The organism is Mucilaginibacter pedocola, from assembly GCF_002013915.1.
Taxonomy (GTDB): domain Bacteria; phylum Bacteroidota; class Bacteroidia; order Sphingobacteriales; family Sphingobacteriaceae; genus Mucilaginibacter; species Mucilaginibacter pedocola.
Window position 1 is genome coordinate 355,945 of sequence record NZ_MBTF01000034.1, and the last position, 20,697, is coordinate 376,641.

The window sequence follows — 20,697 nt, forward strand, 5'->3', positions numbered from 1 at the left end:
ACATCTACATTACACTTGCCAATATTTTACAAAAAAGGGAGAATGGCTTGTAACATTTTAAGCAATTTCGCCTCCAATTACCAAAATTGAACATATACATGAGACGTGTACTTTTACTTTTAATGATCTTTAGTGCTTCCTTTTCTGCCAAAGCCCAGTTCACGGGCGGGGGAGGCGGCTCTTCTATAGTAGGGAAGATATCCGGTACGGTTATCGACTCGGTTACTAAAAAGCCGGTAGATTATGCTACCATCAGCTTGTACAGGAGCGGTGGCAAAGCGCCCATGAACGGTGTACTTACCGACGAAAAAGGTGGCTTTAAACTCGATAACATCAAAGCGGGCAGCTACAAGATCACCATATCTTTCCTGGGCTACCAAACTAAAACTATCGACCCGGTTACCACTACCCTATCTAAACCCGATGCCGGTTTAGGCAGCATCATCCTGTCGCCAAGCGCCCGTGCCTTAAAAGAGGTACAGGTAGTAGGCCAGGCCGCCTTGGTTGAAAACAAGATAGACAAACTGGTTTACAATGCCGAAAAAGACTTGACCGCTGCCGGTGGTAACGCTACCGACGTATTGCAGAAAGTGCCTATGGTATCGGTAGATATGAACGGTAACGTAGCCCTGCGCGGCGACCAAAACGTGCGCGTGCTCATCAACGGTAAACCATCGGGTGCAACATCTGCCAGCCTGAGCGATGTGTTAAAAACCATCCCTGCCGACCAGATCAAGAGCATTGAGGTAGTTACCTCGCCATCTGCCAAATACGATGCAGAAGGTTCGGCCGGTATCATCAACATCATCACCAAACAAAAAAATGCTACCGGTATTAGCGGTGGTGTTAGCGGTGGTGTAGGTACCCGTCAAAACAATGGTAACATCAACTTAAACTACAACAAAAATCGCTTTAACCTTTCGGCTAACCTGGGTGGTAACCTTACCTGGCCGCAAACTACGCATACCGAAAGCGACCAAACCATCCAAACACCGGCAACAGCCACTGCAGCGGCGGTTGATGTACACAACTTTGGTAACAGCAGCAGCCGTATGAAAAGGCATGGCGCTATGGGTTCTATCACTGCCGGGTACGAGTTCAACGGTTTCAACAGCATCAACAGCACCTTAAGGCTTAACGATGGTGGTTTTAACCTTGATGGCCAGGGCTCCAGCAACCGTGTAGATAATTTAGACCCTACCAAAAGCATGGCCTACACCAGCACCAACGTATCGCACAATAAGTTCAGCGGTTTCGACTGGAATATCGATTATACCCACAAGTTCAAAAAAGAAGGCCACGAGTTAACCGTATCGGGCCAGTGGAGCCACAGCATCATTAAAACTGATTTCCAAAACTTGTTCACTGCAGTTAACCCAAGCCAAAAAGGTGCTAATGATGGTAAAAATAACGAGTACACCGTACAGGCCGATTATGTATTGCCGGTAAGCAAACTATTAAAGGTTGAAACCGGTGGTAAAACCATACAGCGCCGCATTAGCAGTGTGTACGATATCTTCTCGGTTGACAACAGCGGCCTTAACCCGGTACGCGATAACCTAAACTCGAACCTTTACGATTACGACCAAAACGTATACGCAGGTTATGGCGTGTTAACTTTCAGCCTGCCTAAAAACTATTCAATTTTAGCAGGCAGCCGTTACGAGAATACCCAAATAACCGGCGACCCTAAAAACCCATACCAATCTTCGGGCAGCAGCAACTTCCAGGATCTGCAACCGTTCAATGCAAGCTACAATACCTACATACCAAGCTTAACTATCCAAAAACAAATGGGTACGCAAACCTTCAAGGTATCGTACAGCAAACGTATACAAAGGCCAAGCCTGCAGGTATTGAACCCGTTCATCAACCGCAGCAACGTACAGGCGCAATCGGTAGGTAACCCTAACCTTTCGCCCGAAACATCACAAACTGTTGAGTTGAACTACAACACTTTCATTAAATCGTCGGTGTTAAACTTCTCTGTTTACTATAAAAACACCAACAACCTGATAGAAGGTATTGCCAGCCCTATAAGCGAGGTGATCAATGGTAACAACATCGTAGGTACCCGTACCGAATCTAAGAACATCGGTAGCAACAATTCGTTCGGTGCCAGCTTCTTCGGTTCTATCAACCCTATTAAAATATTAACCATAAGGGGTAGTGTAAACGTGTTTACTTACAACCCAACGGTAGATGCTGCTTTCCTTAACGCGGTAAATCCTGATGCTTTGAAAACCCGTGCGCAATATACTGCCTTCGGTAGCGCACAGTTAACCTTGCCAAAAAACTTTATTGTGGAGGCGTTTGGTTTCACCAACTCGGCGCGCCGTACCATACAGGGTTCCAGCCCGGCATTCGGTATCTATGCAATGGGTGTTAAAAAGCAGTTCATGAACAAAAAGGCGTCTATCGGTTTCAACACCGTGCAGCCATTTGCGGTTAACAAATCGTTCAACCAAAATATATCGAGCACCGGTTTCAGCCAAACCAGCCGTACCAAGGTGCCGTTCCAATCGTTCGGTGTTACGTTTAGCTACAGCTTTGGTAAGCTAAGCTTCAGCAACCCGCAACAAAAGAAAAAAGGCGTAAACAACGACGACCAAATGCAGGGCGGCGACCAGGGCGGCGTAGGCGGCGGTGGTGGTGCACCATCAGGCGGCCGTCAGTAATTATTGCCAAAAACCCCACCACGGTTAAAACAGGCCTTCCGGTAAAACGGAAGGCCTGTTTTGGTTTGTCGTCTTTTTCTAATTTTTAGAATTTAGATCTTCACAATTAGAATTTCTTTCTTCTTAGAATTTCGATATTAGGAATTAGAATTTGCCTTTCTCCCTTTAGAATTTAGAGTTTCGGTCTTAGAATTTCCTAATTTCCTACCTTTGCCCCCATGCTTACTCTTCGCCAACTCTTCCTGAACAATAATGCCCAAACCACCAACTTCCCGTTGCTGCTGGAGTTTGAGCGTGCCGAAGGTGTTTATATGTACGACAAAGAAGGCCGGCCGTTTACCGACCTGATATCGGGCATTGGGGTAAGCAACCTGGGCCATAGCCACCCCGAAGTTGTGGCGGCCATAAAAGAACAAGTTGATAAATACATGCACCTGATGGTTTACGGCGAATACGTGCAAACCCCGCAAGTGCGTTTCGCTGAGAAACTGGCCTCGATATTGCCGGATAATTTAGCTTCGGTTTACTTTACCAACTCGGGTGCCGAGGCCGTGGAAGGTGCGCTGAAACTGGCCAAACGTTTTACCGGCAGGCAGCAAATAGTGGCCATGCACAACTCCTACCATGGCAGTACGCATGGTGCACTCAGTGTAATGGGTAACGAGGATTTTAAGCAAGCCTACCGCCCTTTGCTGCCGGGTGTACGCTTTATCCGTTTTAACGAACCTGCCGACCTGCAATATATCACCACAGAAACCGCCTGCGTGATCATAGAAACCGTACAGGGCGAGGCAGGCATCCGCGTGCCTGATGTAAACTATATGCAGGCACTGCGTAATCGCTGCACCGAAACCGGCACTTTGTTAATATTAGATGAGATACAAGCCGCCTTTGGCCGTACGGGCAAACTGTTCGCATTTGAGCATTTCGGCATAGTGCCCGATATTTTGCTGCTGGCCAAAGCGCTCGGCGGCGGTATGCCGGTGGGAGCTTTCATCGCATCTACGGAAGTGATGTCGGCATTGAAAGAAAACCCGATACTGGGCCACATTACTACCTTTGGCGGGCACCCGGTTTGCTGTGCAGCAGGTTTAGCAGCGCTGAATGTTTTATTGAACGATAAGCTGGTAGATGGTGTTGCCGAAAAAGAAGCGCTGTTCCGCAGCCTGCTGGTACACCCGGCAATAAAAGGCATCCGTGGCAAGGGCTTAATGTTGGCCGCCGAATTTGAAAGCTTCGACCTGAATAAAAAGATCATAGACCGCTGCATAGAGAACGGCTTGATAACCGACTGGTTCCTGCATTGCAGCAACTCCATGCGCATTGCCCCGCCACTCATCATTACCGAAGAGCAGATACGGCATGCTTGTGGGGTGATACTGGAAGCAATTGAGTTTTACGTCGGCTAATTTTACCGCAAGGGATACAAAGTTTTCGCAAAGAGCCGCAAAGGTTTTCAAGTCGACGCTATACTTTCTTTATCAAAATATTCTTTATTTTTTTCTTTGCGCTCTTTGCGGCTCACCGCCTTGCTAAGTCTCTGTGCACTTTGCGGTTAAAAAATACGATAACCTCAATTTTAATTAATACGATAATCTTAATGTAAAAACGCAGTTACCCGCAGCCTTGCGGCGTTAACTTGGTACAGTTTGTGCACTACAGTGCATGCCCGGCAAAAACCTGCTTTTTACCCCCGTAAATGCGCTTTTTAAGCCAACAATTGCATGTTTTTTGGGCCACAACGTTCTATTTCATCAAAACAAAAGTATCGGCATACACATCTACCTATGAAAATCGCTTATATATCTACCTACCCGCCGCGCGAGTGCGGTATCGCTACCTTCAATCAGAACCTGATGCGGGCCATCAACGCCAATTTTCCTAAAAGGAAAAGCGTACTGGATGGCGGCTTCGTTGTCGCCCTGAACGACTCGGAGGACCTGCAGGAATATGAATACCCTGAAGACGTGAAATACGTTATTCGCCAAAACAGCCAAAAGGATTATATCCGCGCAGCAAACTACATTAACACCAGTACGGTTGATGCTGTGATACTGGAGCACGAGTTCGGTATTTATGGCGGCGAAAGCGGTATTTATATTTTGCCCCTGATTAACAGGCTGGAGAAGCCCCTGATATCTATCCTGCACACTATCCTGAAAGACCCAAGCTACGTGCAGCGCATCATCATCCGCGAGATAGCCGAACAATCGTCAAAAATTGTAGTAATGAGCAAACGTGCGGTAGAGTTTTTGGTGAATATTTACGATATCCCTGCCGATAAGATACAGATAATAGAGCACGGCGTACCCGATCTGGAAGCGCCTGCCGATAACCCTGTTAAAAACATTACGCCATTTAAAAACCGTCGTGTGATGCTCACTTTCGGATTAATCAGCCGTAACAAAGGTTTGGAAACCGTAGTGAAGGCCCTGCCCAAAATCGTGGAGCAACACCCCGATGTGATGTACGTGGTGCTGGGCAACACCCACCCCGGCGTGGTAAAACACTCGGGCGAAGAGTACCGCGACCACCTGAAAAGCCTGGCCGCGCAACTGAAAGTATCGCAGCATTTGGCCTTTGTAAACAAGTTTGTAGCCGAGGATGAGCTGATAGATTACCTTACTGCCTGCGAGGTTTACGTAACCCCGTACCTCAACGAAGCACAAATTACCAGCGGTACCTTATCTTATGCGGTAGGTGCTGGTGCTGCGGTGGTATCAACCCCATACTGGCATGCTACCGAGTTATTGGCCGAAGGGCGTGGCCGTTTGTTCGATTTTAAAAATGCCGATGCGCTGGCTGCAACCGTGAATGAATTACTAAGCAACGATGCCGCGCTGTTAGAGCTGAAAGAAAACGCTTATGATTATGGTTTACACCTGCGTTGGCCGGTTATTGGTGCCGAATTTATTAAAACTGCGCAGGAAGCCGTTGACAAACACGATTTCAGCGAGAAGATATTAAAGAACAGCATTGTTGACCCCGAAGTGCTGCCAAAATTCAGCCTGGCGCATGTATTGCGTTTAACAGATGATACCGGTATCGTTCAGCACGCCAAATACGGCATCCCTAACCTGAAGGAAGGGTATTGCGTGGACGATAACTCCCGCGCCCTTATTATGGCGCTGATGGCATATCAGCGTAACGGCAGCCAGGAAGCATTCAGGCTATTGCCCATCTATTTGAGTTATATACATTACATGCAAACGGATGATGGCAACTTCCGCAATTTCCTCAGCTTCGACAGGCGGTACTTGGACGAAGTAGGCACCGAGGATTCCTTCGGCCGTACCATATGGGCGCTTGGCCATCTCATTAGCTGCGCTGCCAGCAACTCGTACCGCGAGTTTGCGCTGGAGCTGTTTCACCGTTCGTACCCGCACTTTAAAGCCTTACGCTACCTGCGTGGCTTTGCCAATACCATCATCGGCGTTAGCCTGTACCTTCAAGCCTTCCCGCAGGATGAAGGGATGGTGCACGAATTGAAACGGATGACCCAACCCTTGGTAGAAGCCTATGAGAACACCCGCAGCGACGATTGGGAATGGTTCGAGGAGAGTATGACCTATGATAATGCCATACTGCCGCTTGCGCTGCTGCATTCCTGCGAAATAACCGGCGACGAGAAGGTTAGGAAAATAGCATTAACTACCATGGGCTTCCTGGATAAACTCACCCTATCTAACGGTTACTTAAGCCCTGTGGGTAACGATGGCTGGTATTACCGTGGCGGCAAGTTCCCGGTTTACGATCAACAGGCCATCGAAACAATGGCCATGGTGCTGATGCACTTCCAGGCCTACCAGATATTCCGCAAGCCGCAATATATCGAGAAAATGTTCCTCAGTTACAAATGGTTCCTGGGCGAGAATACACTTCGCGCGCCTTTGTACGACCACGAGACCAAAGGCTGCTGCGACGGCTTGCTGCCAACCGGCATTAACCGCAACCAGGGCGCCGAAAGTACGCTTGCATACCTGATATCGCACCTTACCGTACTGAAGGCCTTTGAGCTGGAATACGAATACAACAAAGTTGGCGAACACGTAAAGATCTGCTAACGTGAAGGCCGCCATATTAGCACCCGTTGCCTGGCGCACACCGCCCAGGCACTACGGACCGTGGGAGCAGGTAGCATCAAATATTGCCGAAGGTTTAATAAAACTGGGCGTAGATGTTACGCTATTTGCCACGGGTGATTCTATCACCGCAGGCAAGCTGGAAGCCATTTGCGAACATGGGTATGAGGAAGACCGCACGCAGGATGCAAAGGTATTAGAGTGCCTTCACATCAGCAACCTGATGGAGCGGGCGGATGAGTTCGACATCATCCACAACAACTTCGATTTTCTGCCGCTTACTTATTCGGGCTTGATAAAAACGCCGGTGATCACAACCATCCACGGTTTTTCGTCGCCGCGTATCATTCCCGTTTATAAGAAATACAATTCGCGGGGGCACTACGTATCTATCAGCAATGCCGACCGCAGCGCCGAGTTGGAATACATTTCCACCGTTTATAATGGTTTAAATACGGCAGACTTCGCCTTTACTGAAACGCCCGAAGATTACCTGCTGTACTTCGGCCGCATCCACCACGATAAGGGCTGCGCCGAAGCGATACAGATAGCAAAAAAAGCGAATAAGAAACTACTGATAGCCGGCATTATACAAGATGAGAACTACTGGCGCGAAAAAGTAGAGCCCTTTTTGGACGAGCAGATACAGTACATCGGTCACGCCGGCCCCGAAAAACGTAACGAACTTTTAGGCAGAGCCGCTGCCCTACTGCACCCCATAAACTTCGCCGAGCCCTTTGGCATGAGCGTAGCCGAGGCCATGCTTTGCGGCACGCCGGTAATAGCCTTCAACAAAGGCTCAATGCCCGAACTGATACAGCATGAGCGCACAGGCTTTCTGGTAAACACCGTTGAAGAAGCCGCAGATACCGTAACGCAATTAGGCAACATTAGCCGCCAACGCTGCCGCGATTGGGCAAGCTCACAATTCTCCGCAGAGAAAATGGCTGAAGATTATTTGAAGCTGTATGAGCAGATATTGGCATAAATAAGAACCCGCTGCCGCGAGATCAGCGAAAGCGTATCTCGTGGCCGGCATGGTGGAAGCTTCCAGCTTCCGTCAGCTGAAAGCTGACCTTGTGCGCACCACGAGTTGAAAACTCGCGGCAGCGGAAAATGGCGCAATGTAAACCACTCACCACCCTCCACACACTACCCAATATCCCTCAACCCCTCGCCTACCGAAATATCGCTCAACTCAGGGTTGCTATCGTAGTTCAGCACCGGGCGTAACTTAGCTTCTGCGGCAGGTTTATAGGGAGTTTGCACTACCTCTTCGTTATAGCTGCCGGGCTCCATAGGGCGGGCATAGCTATAGCCAAGGCGTTTGTTCTCTTCGTCGATAAAGGTGAACAGGTCGCCAAGGGCAGAATGTACCGCTTGCAGGTATTTATAGTTGGTAGAAGTAAGGCATTTGCCCTCATCCTCGGGGCCTTTGCCGGGTTCCCAAAAATTGAGGCGGGTGATCACGCCGTTGGTCAACTCTACCTCAAACTTACCTTCGTTATGCCAGGTAAGGTTATTCTTTATTTCTCTGTAATGGTCCATGGTGTAGGGTATTAAATGTAAACGGGGGCTTTGTATCAAGCATTTAAACAGCGTATTGCAAGGGGTATGCCATGGCGCATGTTCGAGGGTGTTTATCAGTCATTTACGTGTAATAACAGCCTATGCTTAATTAAACATTAAAAAACTTGAACCCACATTAATATTCCTGTAACAAGCCCCCTCTCCGCACCCGAATAAAAAAGTTAAATGCCTTAAATACAGCACAGCGAAAATTTGCGTTTCAGCTTTTGTTCGGTAATTCATACACAACCTGTTTGTTTATTTATAGCCGATATTTTGTAACTTGCTTTGTATAAACCCATGCACAACAAGCAAAAATTAGCCAACCCGTTTTTTGTGGCCGCGGTAATTACCCTGCTGCTGAACGACTGGTATTTTAAGTATGCCTTTCATAACGCATTAACGGGCAAACTGTCGGACATTGCGGGCTTGTTTGCGCTGCCTTTCTTTTTGAGCACGTTTTGGCTTAGGGGAAAACATGGAATTTACATCGGGACAGCATTGGTATTTATACTTTGGAAATCACCGCTGGCGCAACCGCTGATTGATAGCATTAATGGTATCGGCATCCCCGTTAACCGCGTTGTAGACTTGAGCGACTGTTGGGCGTTATTGGTTTTACCAGTTTCATATTATGCTTTCCACCAAAGCAGTACTTACCAATTAAAGCCTATGCTAACGCATGCCATTATGGTAACAGCAGCCTTTGCTTTTGTGGCCACCAGCATGCCAAAGGGCAAATACACCACTTTCGCTAACATCAACAAAACTTATAGCTTCAATTTCTCCAAACGCGAATTAGTGTCACGCATTAATGCCCTGCAACTGGACTATGTGAAGGATATGCAAACCTACACTTTCAACCGAAACATAGTTTCAGGGGTGATGCAGCCCGATACCGCCCGCTTAGATTTTGACAGTAAGGCCAATATTTTTTACTACACCATTACCTTCAGCAAAAAGAAAGATACGCTGGCGCAGATACTCGACTATGAACAATTGAAAGATGCCGACACCATCCGCCTGCGCACCATGTTTTCGAAGATCAATATCTCTGGCGACAATGCACGTTCAGAAATTAAACTACTCAGCCTGAATAATTACGTGCAGCTAAAACAAAAAGGCGATGCAAGAGAAAGGGCCATCGGTATTTTTGAACGGTATGTTATCAAGAAAATAAGGAAGTATGGGAAATAGATGATAGGCAAGGTAAAATTTACCCCATCGATATAGCTTAACAACAAATATCCAGGTAATATTCTGCCATAATCAGGGAAATTCCTATTACTCCCCTCTTATTTATCAACTACATTTACATTACACAAACCAGCTTAATGTAATATGCGTTTCCCCTACTTTTTCCGTTTTAGCTTCCTCCTATACTTTTTGGTTGCGATACTTTCCGTACAGCAGGCATTCGCGCAAGACCCATGGAAAAACCTGGAGAAAAAACCATCTACACTGCATTTAGAGCAAGGCTATTCCAGCTTTAACACACCGGCCTTTCGGCTAAAATTGGTAAAAGCATCGCAAACGGTAGCTGTGTTGGAGCCTATTACTGAAAAAGACTTTGATTACACCCCCGGCGCACGTTTGGCGCAACGCAGCGGCAACGGGCTTTACCACTTAGGCGATATTAACCTGCGACTTAAAACCGCCAGCGATACTGCTTGGGTGAGCTATAGCAGCGCCGCAAACCGTGCAGACGTAACCACGCTTAAAAGTACCGAAACCGGCGTTTTAGCCGCTGCCGACCTCGCGCCTACCTTTCCCGCAAATATCCCGCTAAAAGTACAACGCTATTGGAAACAGGTGAACGGCAATCTGGTATTACTTTTCAGGTTGACCAACACCGGCACTAAAGCTGTGGAAATTGGCTCGCTGGGTATCCCTTTGATCTTCAATAATATTTTACAGGGCGAAGAACTGGAACAGGCACATGCCCGCAACGTGTTTTACGACCCCTACATCGGCCGCGATGCCGGTTACCTGCAAGCTACCCGCCTGAGTGGCAAAGGACCTGCCTTATTGGTGCTGCCTTACGGACATTCGCCATTTGAGGCTTACAACCCACTGCTGAACGACCCAACGCCTAAAGGCATCGATTTTGAAGGCTTTCATGAGTGGATGATACACAGCAAGGCCTACGCTGAAAATGAATGGAAAAAAGCCGAACCCTGGAACAAGCCCACCTCAGCGGTAGTACAGCCCGGCCAAACGGTAGAGTATGGCCTGCAATTTGTATTATCGCCCACTATCAGGGGCATCGAACAGAAACTAATTGAGCAACACCGCCCTGTTGCCGTTGGTATACCGGGATATGTATTGCCGCAAGGTACCAATGCGCAATTGTTTTTGAACTATGGTAGCAAGGTAAAGTCGATACAGGTAGAACCTGCAGGTGCGCTCAGCATTACCCCGGGTTTGGCAGAAGATAAAAAACTGCAGGCCTACAGGGTGAAAGGCTTGCAATGGGGCCGCGCCAGGCTAACCATCACTTATGCCGACGGGCTTTGCCAAACTATTAGCTACAAAGTAATAAAACCCGAACGCGAGCTGGTGAAGGACTTCGGGCATTTCCTCACTAACCAGCAATGGTTCGATAAACCGGACACCTTCCACCGCAACCCATCGGTTATAACTTACGATTACGATAAGAAACAACAGGTAACCCAAGATAGCCGCGTATGGATAGCCGGGCTTAGCGACGAGGGCGGGGCAGGCAGTTGGCTGGGTGCCATGATTAAACAATTGGTGCAACCCGACAAAGCCGAAATAGCCAAACTGCAGCAATTTGTGGATCACACCCTGTTTGGCAACATACAACATGCCGATGGGCCACAAAAATACGGGGTAAAGAAAAGTGTGTTTTACTACCAGCCCGATTCGATACCCAAAGGCATTTATAGCGACAGCCTTAACTGGAAGACCTGGGCCGCATGGAGCCATAAAGATGCCAACGATGTAGGGCGCTCATATAACTACCCGCACGTAACCGCGGCGCATTGGGTAATGTACCGCCTCGCGCGCAATTACACCGGGCTGGTAACACAAAACGACTGGCAGTTCTACCTCAATAACAGCTACGAAACCGCCATGGCCATGGTAAAACAAGCACCTTACTACGCACAATTCGGGCAGATGGAAGGCACAGTATTCTTCTTGTTACTTATGGACTTGAAAGCCGAAGGTTGGAGCGACAAAGCAGCGCTATTAGAAACCGAAATGCGCAAACGCGCCCAACATTGGGATACTTTGCAATACCCTTTCGGCAGCGAAATGCCTTGGGATAGCACAGGGCAGGAAGAAGTGTACGCGTGGTCGAGTTACTTTGGGTATAACGATAAAGCTTCGGTTACCATTAATGCCATATTGGGTTACATGCCCACGGTGCCACATTGGGGCTATAACGGCTCGGCAAGGCGTTACTGGGACTTTCTGTACGGTGGTAAATTATCGCGCATTGAGCGGCAACTGCACCATTATGGCTCGGGCTTAAATGCCATACCGGTACTAACCGAATACCGCAGCCACCCCACCGACCTTTACCTGCTGCGCGTAGGCTACGGCGGTTTACTGGGTTCGGTATCTAACATCACGCAGGATGGCTTTGGCCCGGCGGCATTCCACTCCTACCCGTCCACCTTAAAAATAGATGGCCTATCCGGCGATTACGGGCCGAACTTTTTTGGCTATGCGGTAAACTCGGCAACCTACATTACGCATGATAAAAACATGGGCTGGCTGGCCTTCGGCGGGGATTTGTCTGTAGAAAAAGGTATTGTGAAAGTGCAGGTAACTACAGCATCGGCACAACGGGTATTTATTGCGCCTGCCGGTTTATGGCTAACATTAGATGCCGGTATCTTTAAAACGGTTGCTTATAATCCAGCAACAGGCAAAGTAACTATTACTTTAAATGCGGCGGATGCATCTACCTCGAAAGCATTTTTACGGATAGAGAAAACGATAAAAGGCAAACTGGTTAAATTGAAAGTGGCGATGGAACGAGGGGCTTATGTGGTACCATTGGGACCGAAAGCTATAGAGCTTAGCATGGTAGTGAATTAACCGCAAAGGGCGCAAAGAAAAAACGCAAAGAAACGCAGAGCTTTGTATGCTTATTAGAAGGCAAAACTTTTCTTTAATGTTCTCGCAGGGTCTCCTGATAAGGGACCCTGCGATGGAACGAGACAAACGCACGGCCGCCTACTGAGCTTATCCATCTGAATGGCATTTCGTCAATAAAAAAACATCCGCTTCCGCAGGGTCCCTTATCAGGAGACCCTGCGGTGACGAAAGGGATATATAAAAAAGCAAATAGAAGAGAACCAAAATAGTTAGAGCAGCCACAAGTAAATGGGCTGCCCTAATGAGGCTGGCTTGATGCCGCCTTGAATAGCAAAAGTAAAAAATCATTTGGTAATCAACACAGAATCTTTGCGTGAAAACTTATTAACCAATTTGCAAGGCTCTGCGCTTCTTTGCGCTAACCACCTCGCAAATCCTTTGCGAACTTTGCGGTTAAATAGCGCCAACGGTTATTCCACCCCATCAGCCTTCAGTTTATTTAAAAGCTCATCCAGATCCACCTCCGCAAACGCCGTTGACGAATCCGACACACCGTAAGGTACTATGAGTTTATTGTTATGAATGATAGCCCCGCAAGAGTATAACACGTTAGGTACGTAACCCTCGCGCTCATCGCTGTTTGGGATTAATAAAGGTTCTTTCAGGCGGCCTATCTCTACAGCGGGATCATCCAGTTTCAGCAGGCTTGCTCCAAGCACATAGCGGCGCATAGGGCCAACGCCGTGGGTGATCACCAGCCAGCCTTCGGGTGTTTCTATCGGCGAACCGCAGTTGCCTATCTGCACAAACTCCCAGGTAAACGTAGGTTTTTGCAGTAATACGGGTTTCTCCCAAATGTTTATCTTATCCGAGTACATGATGTAGTTGTTGCAACCATCTATGCGGCTTATCATCATGTATTTACCATTCACCTTACGCGGGAATAGTGCCAGGTTTTTGTTTTGCGCACCGGCACCATAAAGCGGCATTATCTTAAAGTTATAAAAATCCGTGGTTTGGAGCAGCTTGGGCATGATGAGCGCACCATCGTAAGCCGTGTAGGTGGCATAATAAACCGAAGTACCGTCATCATTCACGAACTTCACAAAGCGCGCATCTTCGATACCCTTACGCTCGTATTCAGATATGGGGAAGATAACGCGGTCGGAAATATCAGTATCCAGCGAAAATACGATCTCGTAGTACGAATCTGCCAACCAGAGTACCTTGTCGTATTCCAGACGTTTCATATCGCTCTCCTGCAACTTCTGCGAATCAAGAATGATGCGGCGCAGGGTAGAGTATTCGAAATGATGATCGAGTTTGGCTTCCAGTTCGTTCAGGATATCGATATTGATCTGGGTGATGGCAGCCTTATCAAAGAAGAGTTTCTTGTTGTAAACGGCATTACGCACTATCTCCGCCTCATCTATATAACTACCTGCCGGCAATACGGTAATGTTGTTGGCCTTATCTATCATGGCGCGGCGGAAGGTAATGGAAGAGATGTGCCCCTCACCCACTGCCCTGAAGCTGATGATTACACGGCGCTGCCCGTCTTCCAGTTCGGTTTGGTCGGGGTCTTCCACAATAGATGGGTTAAAGAATGCTGCCGACTCGATAGAATACTCGTGCGTAAAGTACGAACCGATAAGTAGTTTGCGGTATACGGTAAGCGCATCAAAATCTATCCCCAGTTCCTCAAATAAGGGTTTCAGTTTGCTGCAATGGCGGTTTAAAACGCGGGTAATATTACGGTGGCGTTTAGAATACTCCTGCAACAACGGCGACACAATGCCAAAGGCAACATCCTCGCTGATGTTCATCACCCGTTGTAAAACTTCCTTAGCGCGGTCGTTACCGTTGAAAAAGAATCTTGCTATAACACGTTTCGGATCCGGATTTACTCTTACTGGTTTTCTTTCTATGGAAAGTCTCATCTAAAAAATAGTTTAATTGAAAAACGCAATTCGTACTTAATTGATCTGTTTAATTTCAATTATCACCGTTAAGTGATATTTCATTAACAAATGACCGCGCTAAGGCTATTGCGCGTTAAAACTTTTAGTAAAAGCGTTGAGACATGGAATTGTTTAACAAATCTGAAACTATCAGCCGTTAAAGCATTCGGTTGCGTTTGATGAGGTATTCGTTCAGGATATTGGTGTAGCCCTGCTCAATGTCGGCATCCACAATATCAATGTGGTACTGGGCGCATTTAAGTTCCAGTTGATGGCGGTATTCTTTAATAGAGGCTATATAGCTATCGCGGATTTTATTGGGATGCACGCGCACCTCTTCGCCCGTTTCTATATCCACAAAATGGTGCGGGCGGTTATCAAAGTCGAAATCGAGCTCTTTTTGTTTGCTGGTAACGTTGAAAATCACCACCTCGTGCTTTTTGTATTTAAGGTGCTGTATGGCAGCGAACAGGTCCTTAGTTTTTTGCGGGTTGAGGCTATTCTCCAGCATATCGCTAAAGATGATAACCATTGAGCGCTGGTGTATCTCGCCCGCCAAGTGATGGAGCACAGCAGAAATATTGGTGGCGGTATTGGCTTTAGGGTTGTTGTAGGCCTTCTCTAACTGGGCATACAAATAAAAAAGGTGCGCCGATGTAGAGCGCGCCGGGCTCATCCAGTCCATTTTTTCAGAGAACAGGCAAAGCCCGAAGGCATCGCGTTGTTTCTTGAACAGGTACATCAGCGAGGCAATGGCATAAACCGAGAATTGCAGCTTGCTGGTGCCCTCTGCCGGGAAATTCATGGATGAGGAGGTATCCAGCAGTAAATAACAACGCAGGTTGGTTTCTTCTTCGAACTGTTTTACGAACAATTTATCGGTACGGGCAAGCAGTTTCCAATCGATATTTTTTACCGATTCGCCGCTGTTATACAACCTATGCTCAGCAAACTCAACAGAAAAGCCATGGAAAGGGCTTTGATGCAGCCCCGTAATAAAACCTTCAACAACCTGCCGGGCAAGCAGCTCCAGATTGGCCAATTGGCGTACGTGTTGGTTGGTGTTTAACTGAGGCATACGCTAAGGTAGTGGTTTCGTTGTGAAACGCTAAATACAAACGCACGCGGAAGCGAAATATTTCGGCATGCATTGCTCAGCCGTCGGTTAAAACCGACGGCAATGAAAGTGGGGCGCTTGCTGGTTGCATGGATAATGAGTACCCCAACTTCATTGCCGTCACATTAATGTGATGGAGGACGGCATAGCTATTCAGCTAAGAAAAGCGCCTAAAACCTTGTATAAAACGCAGTTTGCACCACATGGTTTACAGTGTAAGCAGTGGCCTGTTTGGTGTATTGGTTAAGATACCCCACCTCGGCATCGAACTTTTTGCTGAAACGGAAACCGATGGCGCCATAAGCACGATTTTGGTCGAAGAAGTGTTTGTTTACTTTGTTCTTGTTCTGCACGTTCAGGAAAACTTCATTCTGCAAAGCAAAGAACGGGCCTTTGGTAAATACCGAATCGCTTTTGAAAGGGATAACCGCACGGGCAAAATAACGGAAGCGCTGGGCGAAATAACTATCGTTGGCGGTTGCTGATGTATTGCCAAGAAAGCGCTGTTCTAACCTTAGGCGGTGCTGCAAAGTTGCGTTACGGCTTATTTTATGGTTGTAGATAAATTGCTCCCAAATTCGGCTCTCGGAGCGGAAGGTATGGGCACCCGTTCCCGTGCGCCCGTTTGCGGTTACATAAGCATAACCTAATGCGCCTATTTTATTATTGGCGAAGTAATAGTTTACTGATGGGCGCAGTAATATATTCCGTAAGTAATCGAACTGGTCGGCAGAGCGAAACTGCCCGTCGAAGGACATGCCCCAGTGCTGCGAAAACCTTTGTGTATGGAACAGGGCGGCCCAGCCCGAAAATTGGTTATCCTGCGCCAATAGCTTACAGGGCGCCAAAAGCGTAAAAAGCAGCGAAAGCTGTAATAATTTCTTCTTCATAAAATAGCGGGTACGCGCAGCCAGTACGCATGGTTAATGGTTAAGCCTAAGCGTGGGGGGCACAGCTTGTTGTTGGCTTACGCCATCAAAAATAACATTTTAGATGTTAATTGATCCTTAAATTTTAAAGCCGCGCAACTTTGTGTAAATAAGGCAAGGTCTTAAAATTTGACATTAAACCGTGGCAGAAAGAATCCTTTTATGCAATTGGGGTTTCTTATGCATATTTGAACGTGATTCTTTTCTTTGAAACCTGCATTTGGGTAAGGAAATTCACCTTCAGTAAACATGCCTCTTACGGAATCATAACGATTTGATGGTTCGTTATTATTATGGATAGTTTCAATTACTGCGCAATCTAAATGTCGCATCAGCAACTCGTTCGATTTTCCAATTTTTAAATTTTCAGGTAGTTGTAAGCCTTCTGTTTCCAAAAGATCTTTTAGTGTTTCATACCCACTTTTTAGAATTTGCAGATTTGAAAACTCAGTAAGGTCGAGGCAATGCTTTAGATCGATCACTGCGCCAAGTACCGCAGGAGTACTTATCTTCTGGGTGCGCTTTTTAGAATTCCGTTGTAGTTCTTCGGCAAAGTCGAGAGCCCTTGCGGGACTATTCTCCCAAAAGTATATGCCATGCCCGAGCCAATCGTATGAATTGGTGCTTTTTCTTAGTTGTTCCTGACCTAATATTACTTTATCCCGCAGCTCGATGTCGCATCCATGAAAGCCAAGTACTAATCCTGACCTATCGGAATACATATCTCCTTGTATGCGTTTGAAACGTTGCCGGCTTTAGTTAAAATACCGAGTTTCTTTAGGAAAGCTGTTGTCTTAGATTTATCTCTGGCAATCTCCTTCCCATTCTTTCGAATCGAAAGAGCCACAGACTTTATTTCTTTATCGCTCATGGGAAGTTAAAATTAATAGCCTCTAACAAATATAACTATAATCTACAACATATGTTGGGTTTGTTACTCCTTAAATTTCGCTATTCGTTTCCTGCCCAGGTCGAATGATAACCTGAAGGCTTCCTGGTTACTACCGCTGCTAAACGGCGTTTGGTGGAAGCTCAAAATAAACTGACCGGTTAGGCCTTTGTATAAAAATGGCGTGTAAATAATATCCAGCCTGTTGTAGGTTTTGTATTGGTAATAAGCATCGCCGTAAGCCACGGCATGCCCGTCGCCTTTGTAAAACTCATCGTACAGGGCAAAGCGTTTGTAACTTAAGAAGGCATTGGCAACAAAGCCGGCAGGTTTTTTAAAACCCGATACATTACGTTCCCGCTCGAACGACATCATGCCACCTGCTTCGATATTTAATGAATCGAGGAAGGTTCTATGGCTAAAGTTCGCACCCAATTTTAACTGTATGGCGCCGTTATCGCGTATGTGGTCATCAGGAATGGGGATGGCGGGGCCGGCATCGTGCAGTAAAAAGAAATAATCGGCAACGTAAAGCGGGCCTTTTTTAAAGGGCTGGTACTTGCCCGAAAAGCCAAACAGGAACTGCTCGCGTTCGGTATCGGTTTGGCGGCTTGTCCAATCTATCCAAACGGCTTGTTTAAAATTGCCCACATGGTATTGGGCGTATAAACCTTCTACATTGGGGCGGAAGTACCGCAACGTATCGTTCAACAAGGCACGCGGATAATCGGTAAGCAAACCTTCGCGCGGGAACATACCGGCATTGAACAACCAGTTTTTGCCATTATGCTCGAAGTAGGCTACCGGGTTCACCTTTAAAAAATATGGTTTGGCACCAAACTCGTGCAAGCCGTTGGCACCAAATACAAAGCGGTTGGCGCTATCCAAATTCAGCCCAACGTCTAAAGCCAAGCGCGTGCCCGAGTAGGTGCGCGAGCGTATCAGCGATTCTTTATACTCCCTGTTATCAAAAAACACCGAGCCGTTAAAATGTATATCTACCGTTTGGGCGGCAGCGGCGCGGGCAATTAAAACAGTAACTAAAAACAGGTATATCTTTTTGTGCATGGTATCAAATTATTATTCCACTATAAATTTTATCAGGCGGCTGTTCTTGCTGCCGCGAAAAGGCTCGGTACGTATCGAGAACATCAGGTAATACGTGCGCTTCTCTTTGGGTGCTACTACCGAGGTATGATATGCCGCTGTTGCGCCCGGCTTCAGGCTGATATTGTTAAAATCGGCACCGGCGGGCTGCACATCCGCAATATCTGTTGGCCCGGTAAAAAAGCAGCTTTCCAGGTAAACCGGGTGCTTGTAGCCCAAGTTGGTAAAATTAACATCGTGCCCGTAAGGGTTGGTTATCTGCAAGTCAAATTCCACTTTCTGGCCGGGATGTAGCTTAACCTGCTGCGTTTTGGTATCAATGGCTATTTTTTGGTAAGTGCGCGCATCGTCTACCCAAACGCCGTACCAGGCGCCGGCATCCTTGGTTTTTATGGTATCGTTTTTATAACCATCCAGCGGACCGGCTGATACAACATAAATACGCTTATGCTGCAAGCTATCTTCCATGGGCCAAATATCGAACATGGTGCGCCCGTAGTACCGCGAATCGTAAGCAAAGCCTTTTAGCGTATGGTTATAAAAATCGTATTTAGAGGGGTTTTGGAAACCATCGTCCATTACCATCCATGCATCGCCTGCCTTCTCATGCACCTTTGCCGCCCATTCGCGGAAACCGAAATAAGTACGCAGGGCGATAATTTTCTTCACAAAGGGGAAGCCCGCCACCAGCGATATCCGCAGAACCAAAATAAGCGCAATGTTGACAATAGTGAGGCTGAACAGCCATTTAGGATGGTAGTTATTCCGTTGCAAATTGATGAGCGCCAAAGTAACCAGCGGGATAAAGCCAATAAGTGTATAATGTGGCTGAACATTGGCAAAAAAAGTGTTTACGCAAAAAAAGCCGAAGGTACCAATGGCGTTAAATATCAATGCACGGGTAAAAGTATCTGTAGCCTTTGTGCGGAACGCTTTGTAGAACAGAAACCAGCTGAGCAATATACCTCCCAATAACAGCTGCCCGCCAAGGTATTCGGTGGTAAGCGAGATGTTATACGTTTTGTCGGATGAGCGCTCGAACAACTGGTAATTTACCGCCGGGAAATTGCGCGCGGCCTGCCATAAAATGTGCGGCGTAAAACATATTAAACCCACCACTATCGCAAGGTAAAATGATGGACGCTTAAATAATTTCAAGTTTGATAACACCGTGAAGCCCACCAGCAGCACCCCATGGTATTTGCTGTAAAGCAAGCAGGCAACCACTATGCCTATCAGCAAGGCGGTAAGCCAACTATCTTCCTCTGTATATTTTTGATAGAGGTAGTAAAACAGCACCGCAAAGAAAAACAGCGGTGCATCAGGCGTGGTGGTAAAGCCGTAAACATGGATGATCAGCACACAGGATACCAGCAGGATAAACCATTTGGCCGTTACGGCATATTTTTTTACGATGAGCCATAGCAGGTAAAGCGCCAGGCTATTGGTAAGCACAGCTACCAGCCTTGCGCCAAACTCGTTGTGGAAAAGCGTGTAGCCAATTTTAATGAATACCGCCATCATGGGCGGGTGATAAAAATACCCCCAGTCGGGCTTTTGGGCATAGAGCCAATAATAGGCTTCGTCGCCATGTATTTCCAGCACATAGGCCTGCAGCAGGTTCAGGGCCGTCCAGCAGGCAATGAAATACCAAATGGGTTTATTGCTTTGTGCGGGATGGGTTGCAGTATTGGCCATGGAACAAATTATGCTGCAAAGGTAAAATAAATGCCGTTAGCCCAATGCGCCATTATTTTAGTGAAACACCTGTAGTATTCATTTAAAAAATCGAATATTTGAATTATGATAGCCAAACAGATAGACATAATGCGCCAGCCCCGTATGAAGATACTGGAAACGCTGCAAGCCTTCAGCCTCGATCAATTGAATACCATCCCCGCCGGGTTCAACAATAACATTTTATGGAACCTTGGCCATATGGTAGCCGCCCAGCAAGGTGTTTGCTACAAACGTGCAGGCCTGCCAGTGCACGTAAGCGACAGCTTCTTCAATGCCTACAAACCCGACAGCAAACCCGAAGGCTACATTGGACAGGAACAATTCGATGAGATAAAGTCGCTTTTAGAGAACACCCTTGTTCAATTAGAGCAAGATTACCAGGCCGGCATATTTACCAATTACCCCGCATGGACCACCCGCTACGGCGTACAAATAGCCAGCATAGAAGATGCCATTGCCTTTTTGCCTTTCCACGAGGGCTTGCATATTGGGTATATTATGGGGATGAGGAAGTTGGTGTGAGGAAGCCCCCTAACCCCCTGAAGGGGGAACTT

The 20,697-nt window shown here is 47.0% G+C and carries 15 protein-coding genes; 7 read left to right on the plus strand and 8 right to left on the minus strand.

Translation table 11 applies throughout. The features are described from left to right. The first annotated feature begins 98 nt into the window (after nt 1–98). The 4 genes from BC343_RS22065 to BC343_RS22080 all read left to right on the plus strand — a co-directional run bounded on the left by BC343_RS22065 (nt 99) and on the right by BC343_RS22080 (nt 7,748). Entirely contained in the window at nt 99–2,678 is a 2,580-nt protein-coding gene (locus tag BC343_RS22065) for a TonB-dependent receptor domain-containing protein (protein ID WP_078349957.1), read from the plus strand. A gap of 218 nt (nt 2,679–2,896) precedes the next feature. Next, on the plus strand, nt 2,897–4,087 hold the full coding sequence (locus tag BC343_RS22070) for an aspartate aminotransferase family protein (protein ID WP_078349958.1): 1,191 nt from the start codon (nt 2,897–2,899) through the stop codon (nt 4,085–4,087). Nucleotides 4,088–4,465: 378 nt separating this feature from the next. After that, nucleotides 4,466–6,742: a glycosyltransferase family 4 protein gene (locus tag BC343_RS22075; RefSeq protein ID WP_078349959.1), complete on the plus strand. Its 2,277-nt coding sequence runs from the start codon at nt 4,466–4,468 to the stop codon at nt 6,740–6,742. Between the two features lies 1 nt (nt 6,743). Then, nucleotides 6,744–7,748, plus strand: coding sequence for a glycosyltransferase family 4 protein (locus tag BC343_RS22080; protein ID WP_078349960.1), 1,005 nt, complete (start codon nt 6,744–6,746; stop codon nt 7,746–7,748). A gap of 164 nt (nt 7,749–7,912) precedes the next feature. Here BC343_RS22080 and BC343_RS22085 read toward each other — a convergent pair whose 3' ends face one another. Further along, nucleotides 7,913–8,308, minus strand: coding sequence for a hypothetical protein (locus BC343_RS22085; protein ID WP_078349961.1), 396 nt, complete (start codon nt 8,306–8,308; stop codon nt 7,913–7,915). Nucleotides 8,309–8,629: 321 nt separating this feature from the next. On the opposite strand from BC343_RS22085, the gene BC343_RS22090 reads away from it, so the two are divergent. Beyond that, nucleotides 8,630–9,526, plus strand: a complete 897-nt coding sequence (locus BC343_RS22090) for a hypothetical protein (protein ID WP_078349962.1) — start codon at nt 8,630–8,632, stop codon at nt 9,524–9,526. Between the two features lie 144 nt (nt 9,527–9,670). Continuing rightward, complete coding sequence (locus BC343_RS22095; RefSeq protein WP_078349963.1) at nt 9,671–12,400, plus strand: DUF5695 domain-containing protein; 2,730 nt, start codon at nt 9,671–9,673, stop codon at nt 12,398–12,400. Nucleotides 12,401–12,870: 470 nt separating this feature from the next. Here BC343_RS22095 and BC343_RS22100 read toward each other — a convergent pair whose 3' ends face one another. The 7 genes from BC343_RS22100 to BC343_RS22125 form a co-directional block, all read right to left on the minus strand. Continuing rightward, nucleotides 12,871–14,340, minus strand: coding sequence for a glycoside hydrolase family 130 protein (locus BC343_RS22100; protein WP_078349964.1), 1,470 nt, complete (start codon nt 14,338–14,340; stop codon nt 12,871–12,873). 178 nt (nt 14,341–14,518) lie between these two features. Then, on the minus strand, nt 14,519–15,439 hold the full coding sequence (locus tag BC343_RS22105) for a DUF58 domain-containing protein (RefSeq protein WP_078349965.1): 921 nt from the start codon (nt 15,437–15,439) through the stop codon (nt 14,519–14,521). 209 nt (nt 15,440–15,648) lie between these two features. Beyond that, nucleotides 15,649–16,368, minus strand: coding sequence for a DUF2490 domain-containing protein (locus BC343_RS22110; protein ID WP_078349966.1), 720 nt, complete (start codon nt 16,366–16,368; stop codon nt 15,649–15,651). Nucleotides 16,369–16,529: 161 nt separating this feature from the next. Beyond that, nucleotides 16,530–17,129 (minus strand): hypothetical protein, encoded by a 600-nt coding sequence (locus tag BC343_RS22115; protein ID WP_078349967.1) that lies wholly within the window; start codon nt 17,127–17,129, stop codon nt 16,530–16,532. Further along, the gene (locus tag BC343_RS31095; RefSeq protein ID WP_156088767.1) at nt 17,105–17,278 is read right to left on the minus strand and encodes a hypothetical protein; all 174 of its coding nucleotides are present in this window, start codon (nt 17,276–17,278) and stop codon (nt 17,105–17,107) included. Before BC343_RS31095 ends, BC343_RS22115 begins: the two co-directional genes overlap by 25 nt. 63 nt (nt 17,279–17,341) lie before the next feature. Beyond that, the gene (locus BC343_RS22120) at nt 17,342–18,364 is read right to left on the minus strand and encodes a hypothetical protein (protein ID WP_078349968.1); all 1,023 of its coding nucleotides are present in this window, start codon (nt 18,362–18,364) and stop codon (nt 17,342–17,344) included. Between the two features lie 12 nt (nt 18,365–18,376). Beyond that, nucleotides 18,377–20,101, minus strand: coding sequence for an ArnT family glycosyltransferase (locus BC343_RS22125; protein WP_078349969.1), 1,725 nt, complete (start codon nt 20,099–20,101; stop codon nt 18,377–18,379). A 105-nt stretch (nt 20,102–20,206) separates the two neighbouring features. Here BC343_RS22125 and BC343_RS22130 point away from each other — a divergent pair, with 105 nt between their 5' ends. Beyond that, a complete protein-coding gene (locus BC343_RS22130) occupies nt 20,207–20,665 on the plus strand; it encodes a DinB family protein (RefSeq protein ID WP_238381829.1) in 459 nt (152 codons plus the stop codon). Nucleotides 20,666–20,697: the final 32 nt, after the last annotated feature.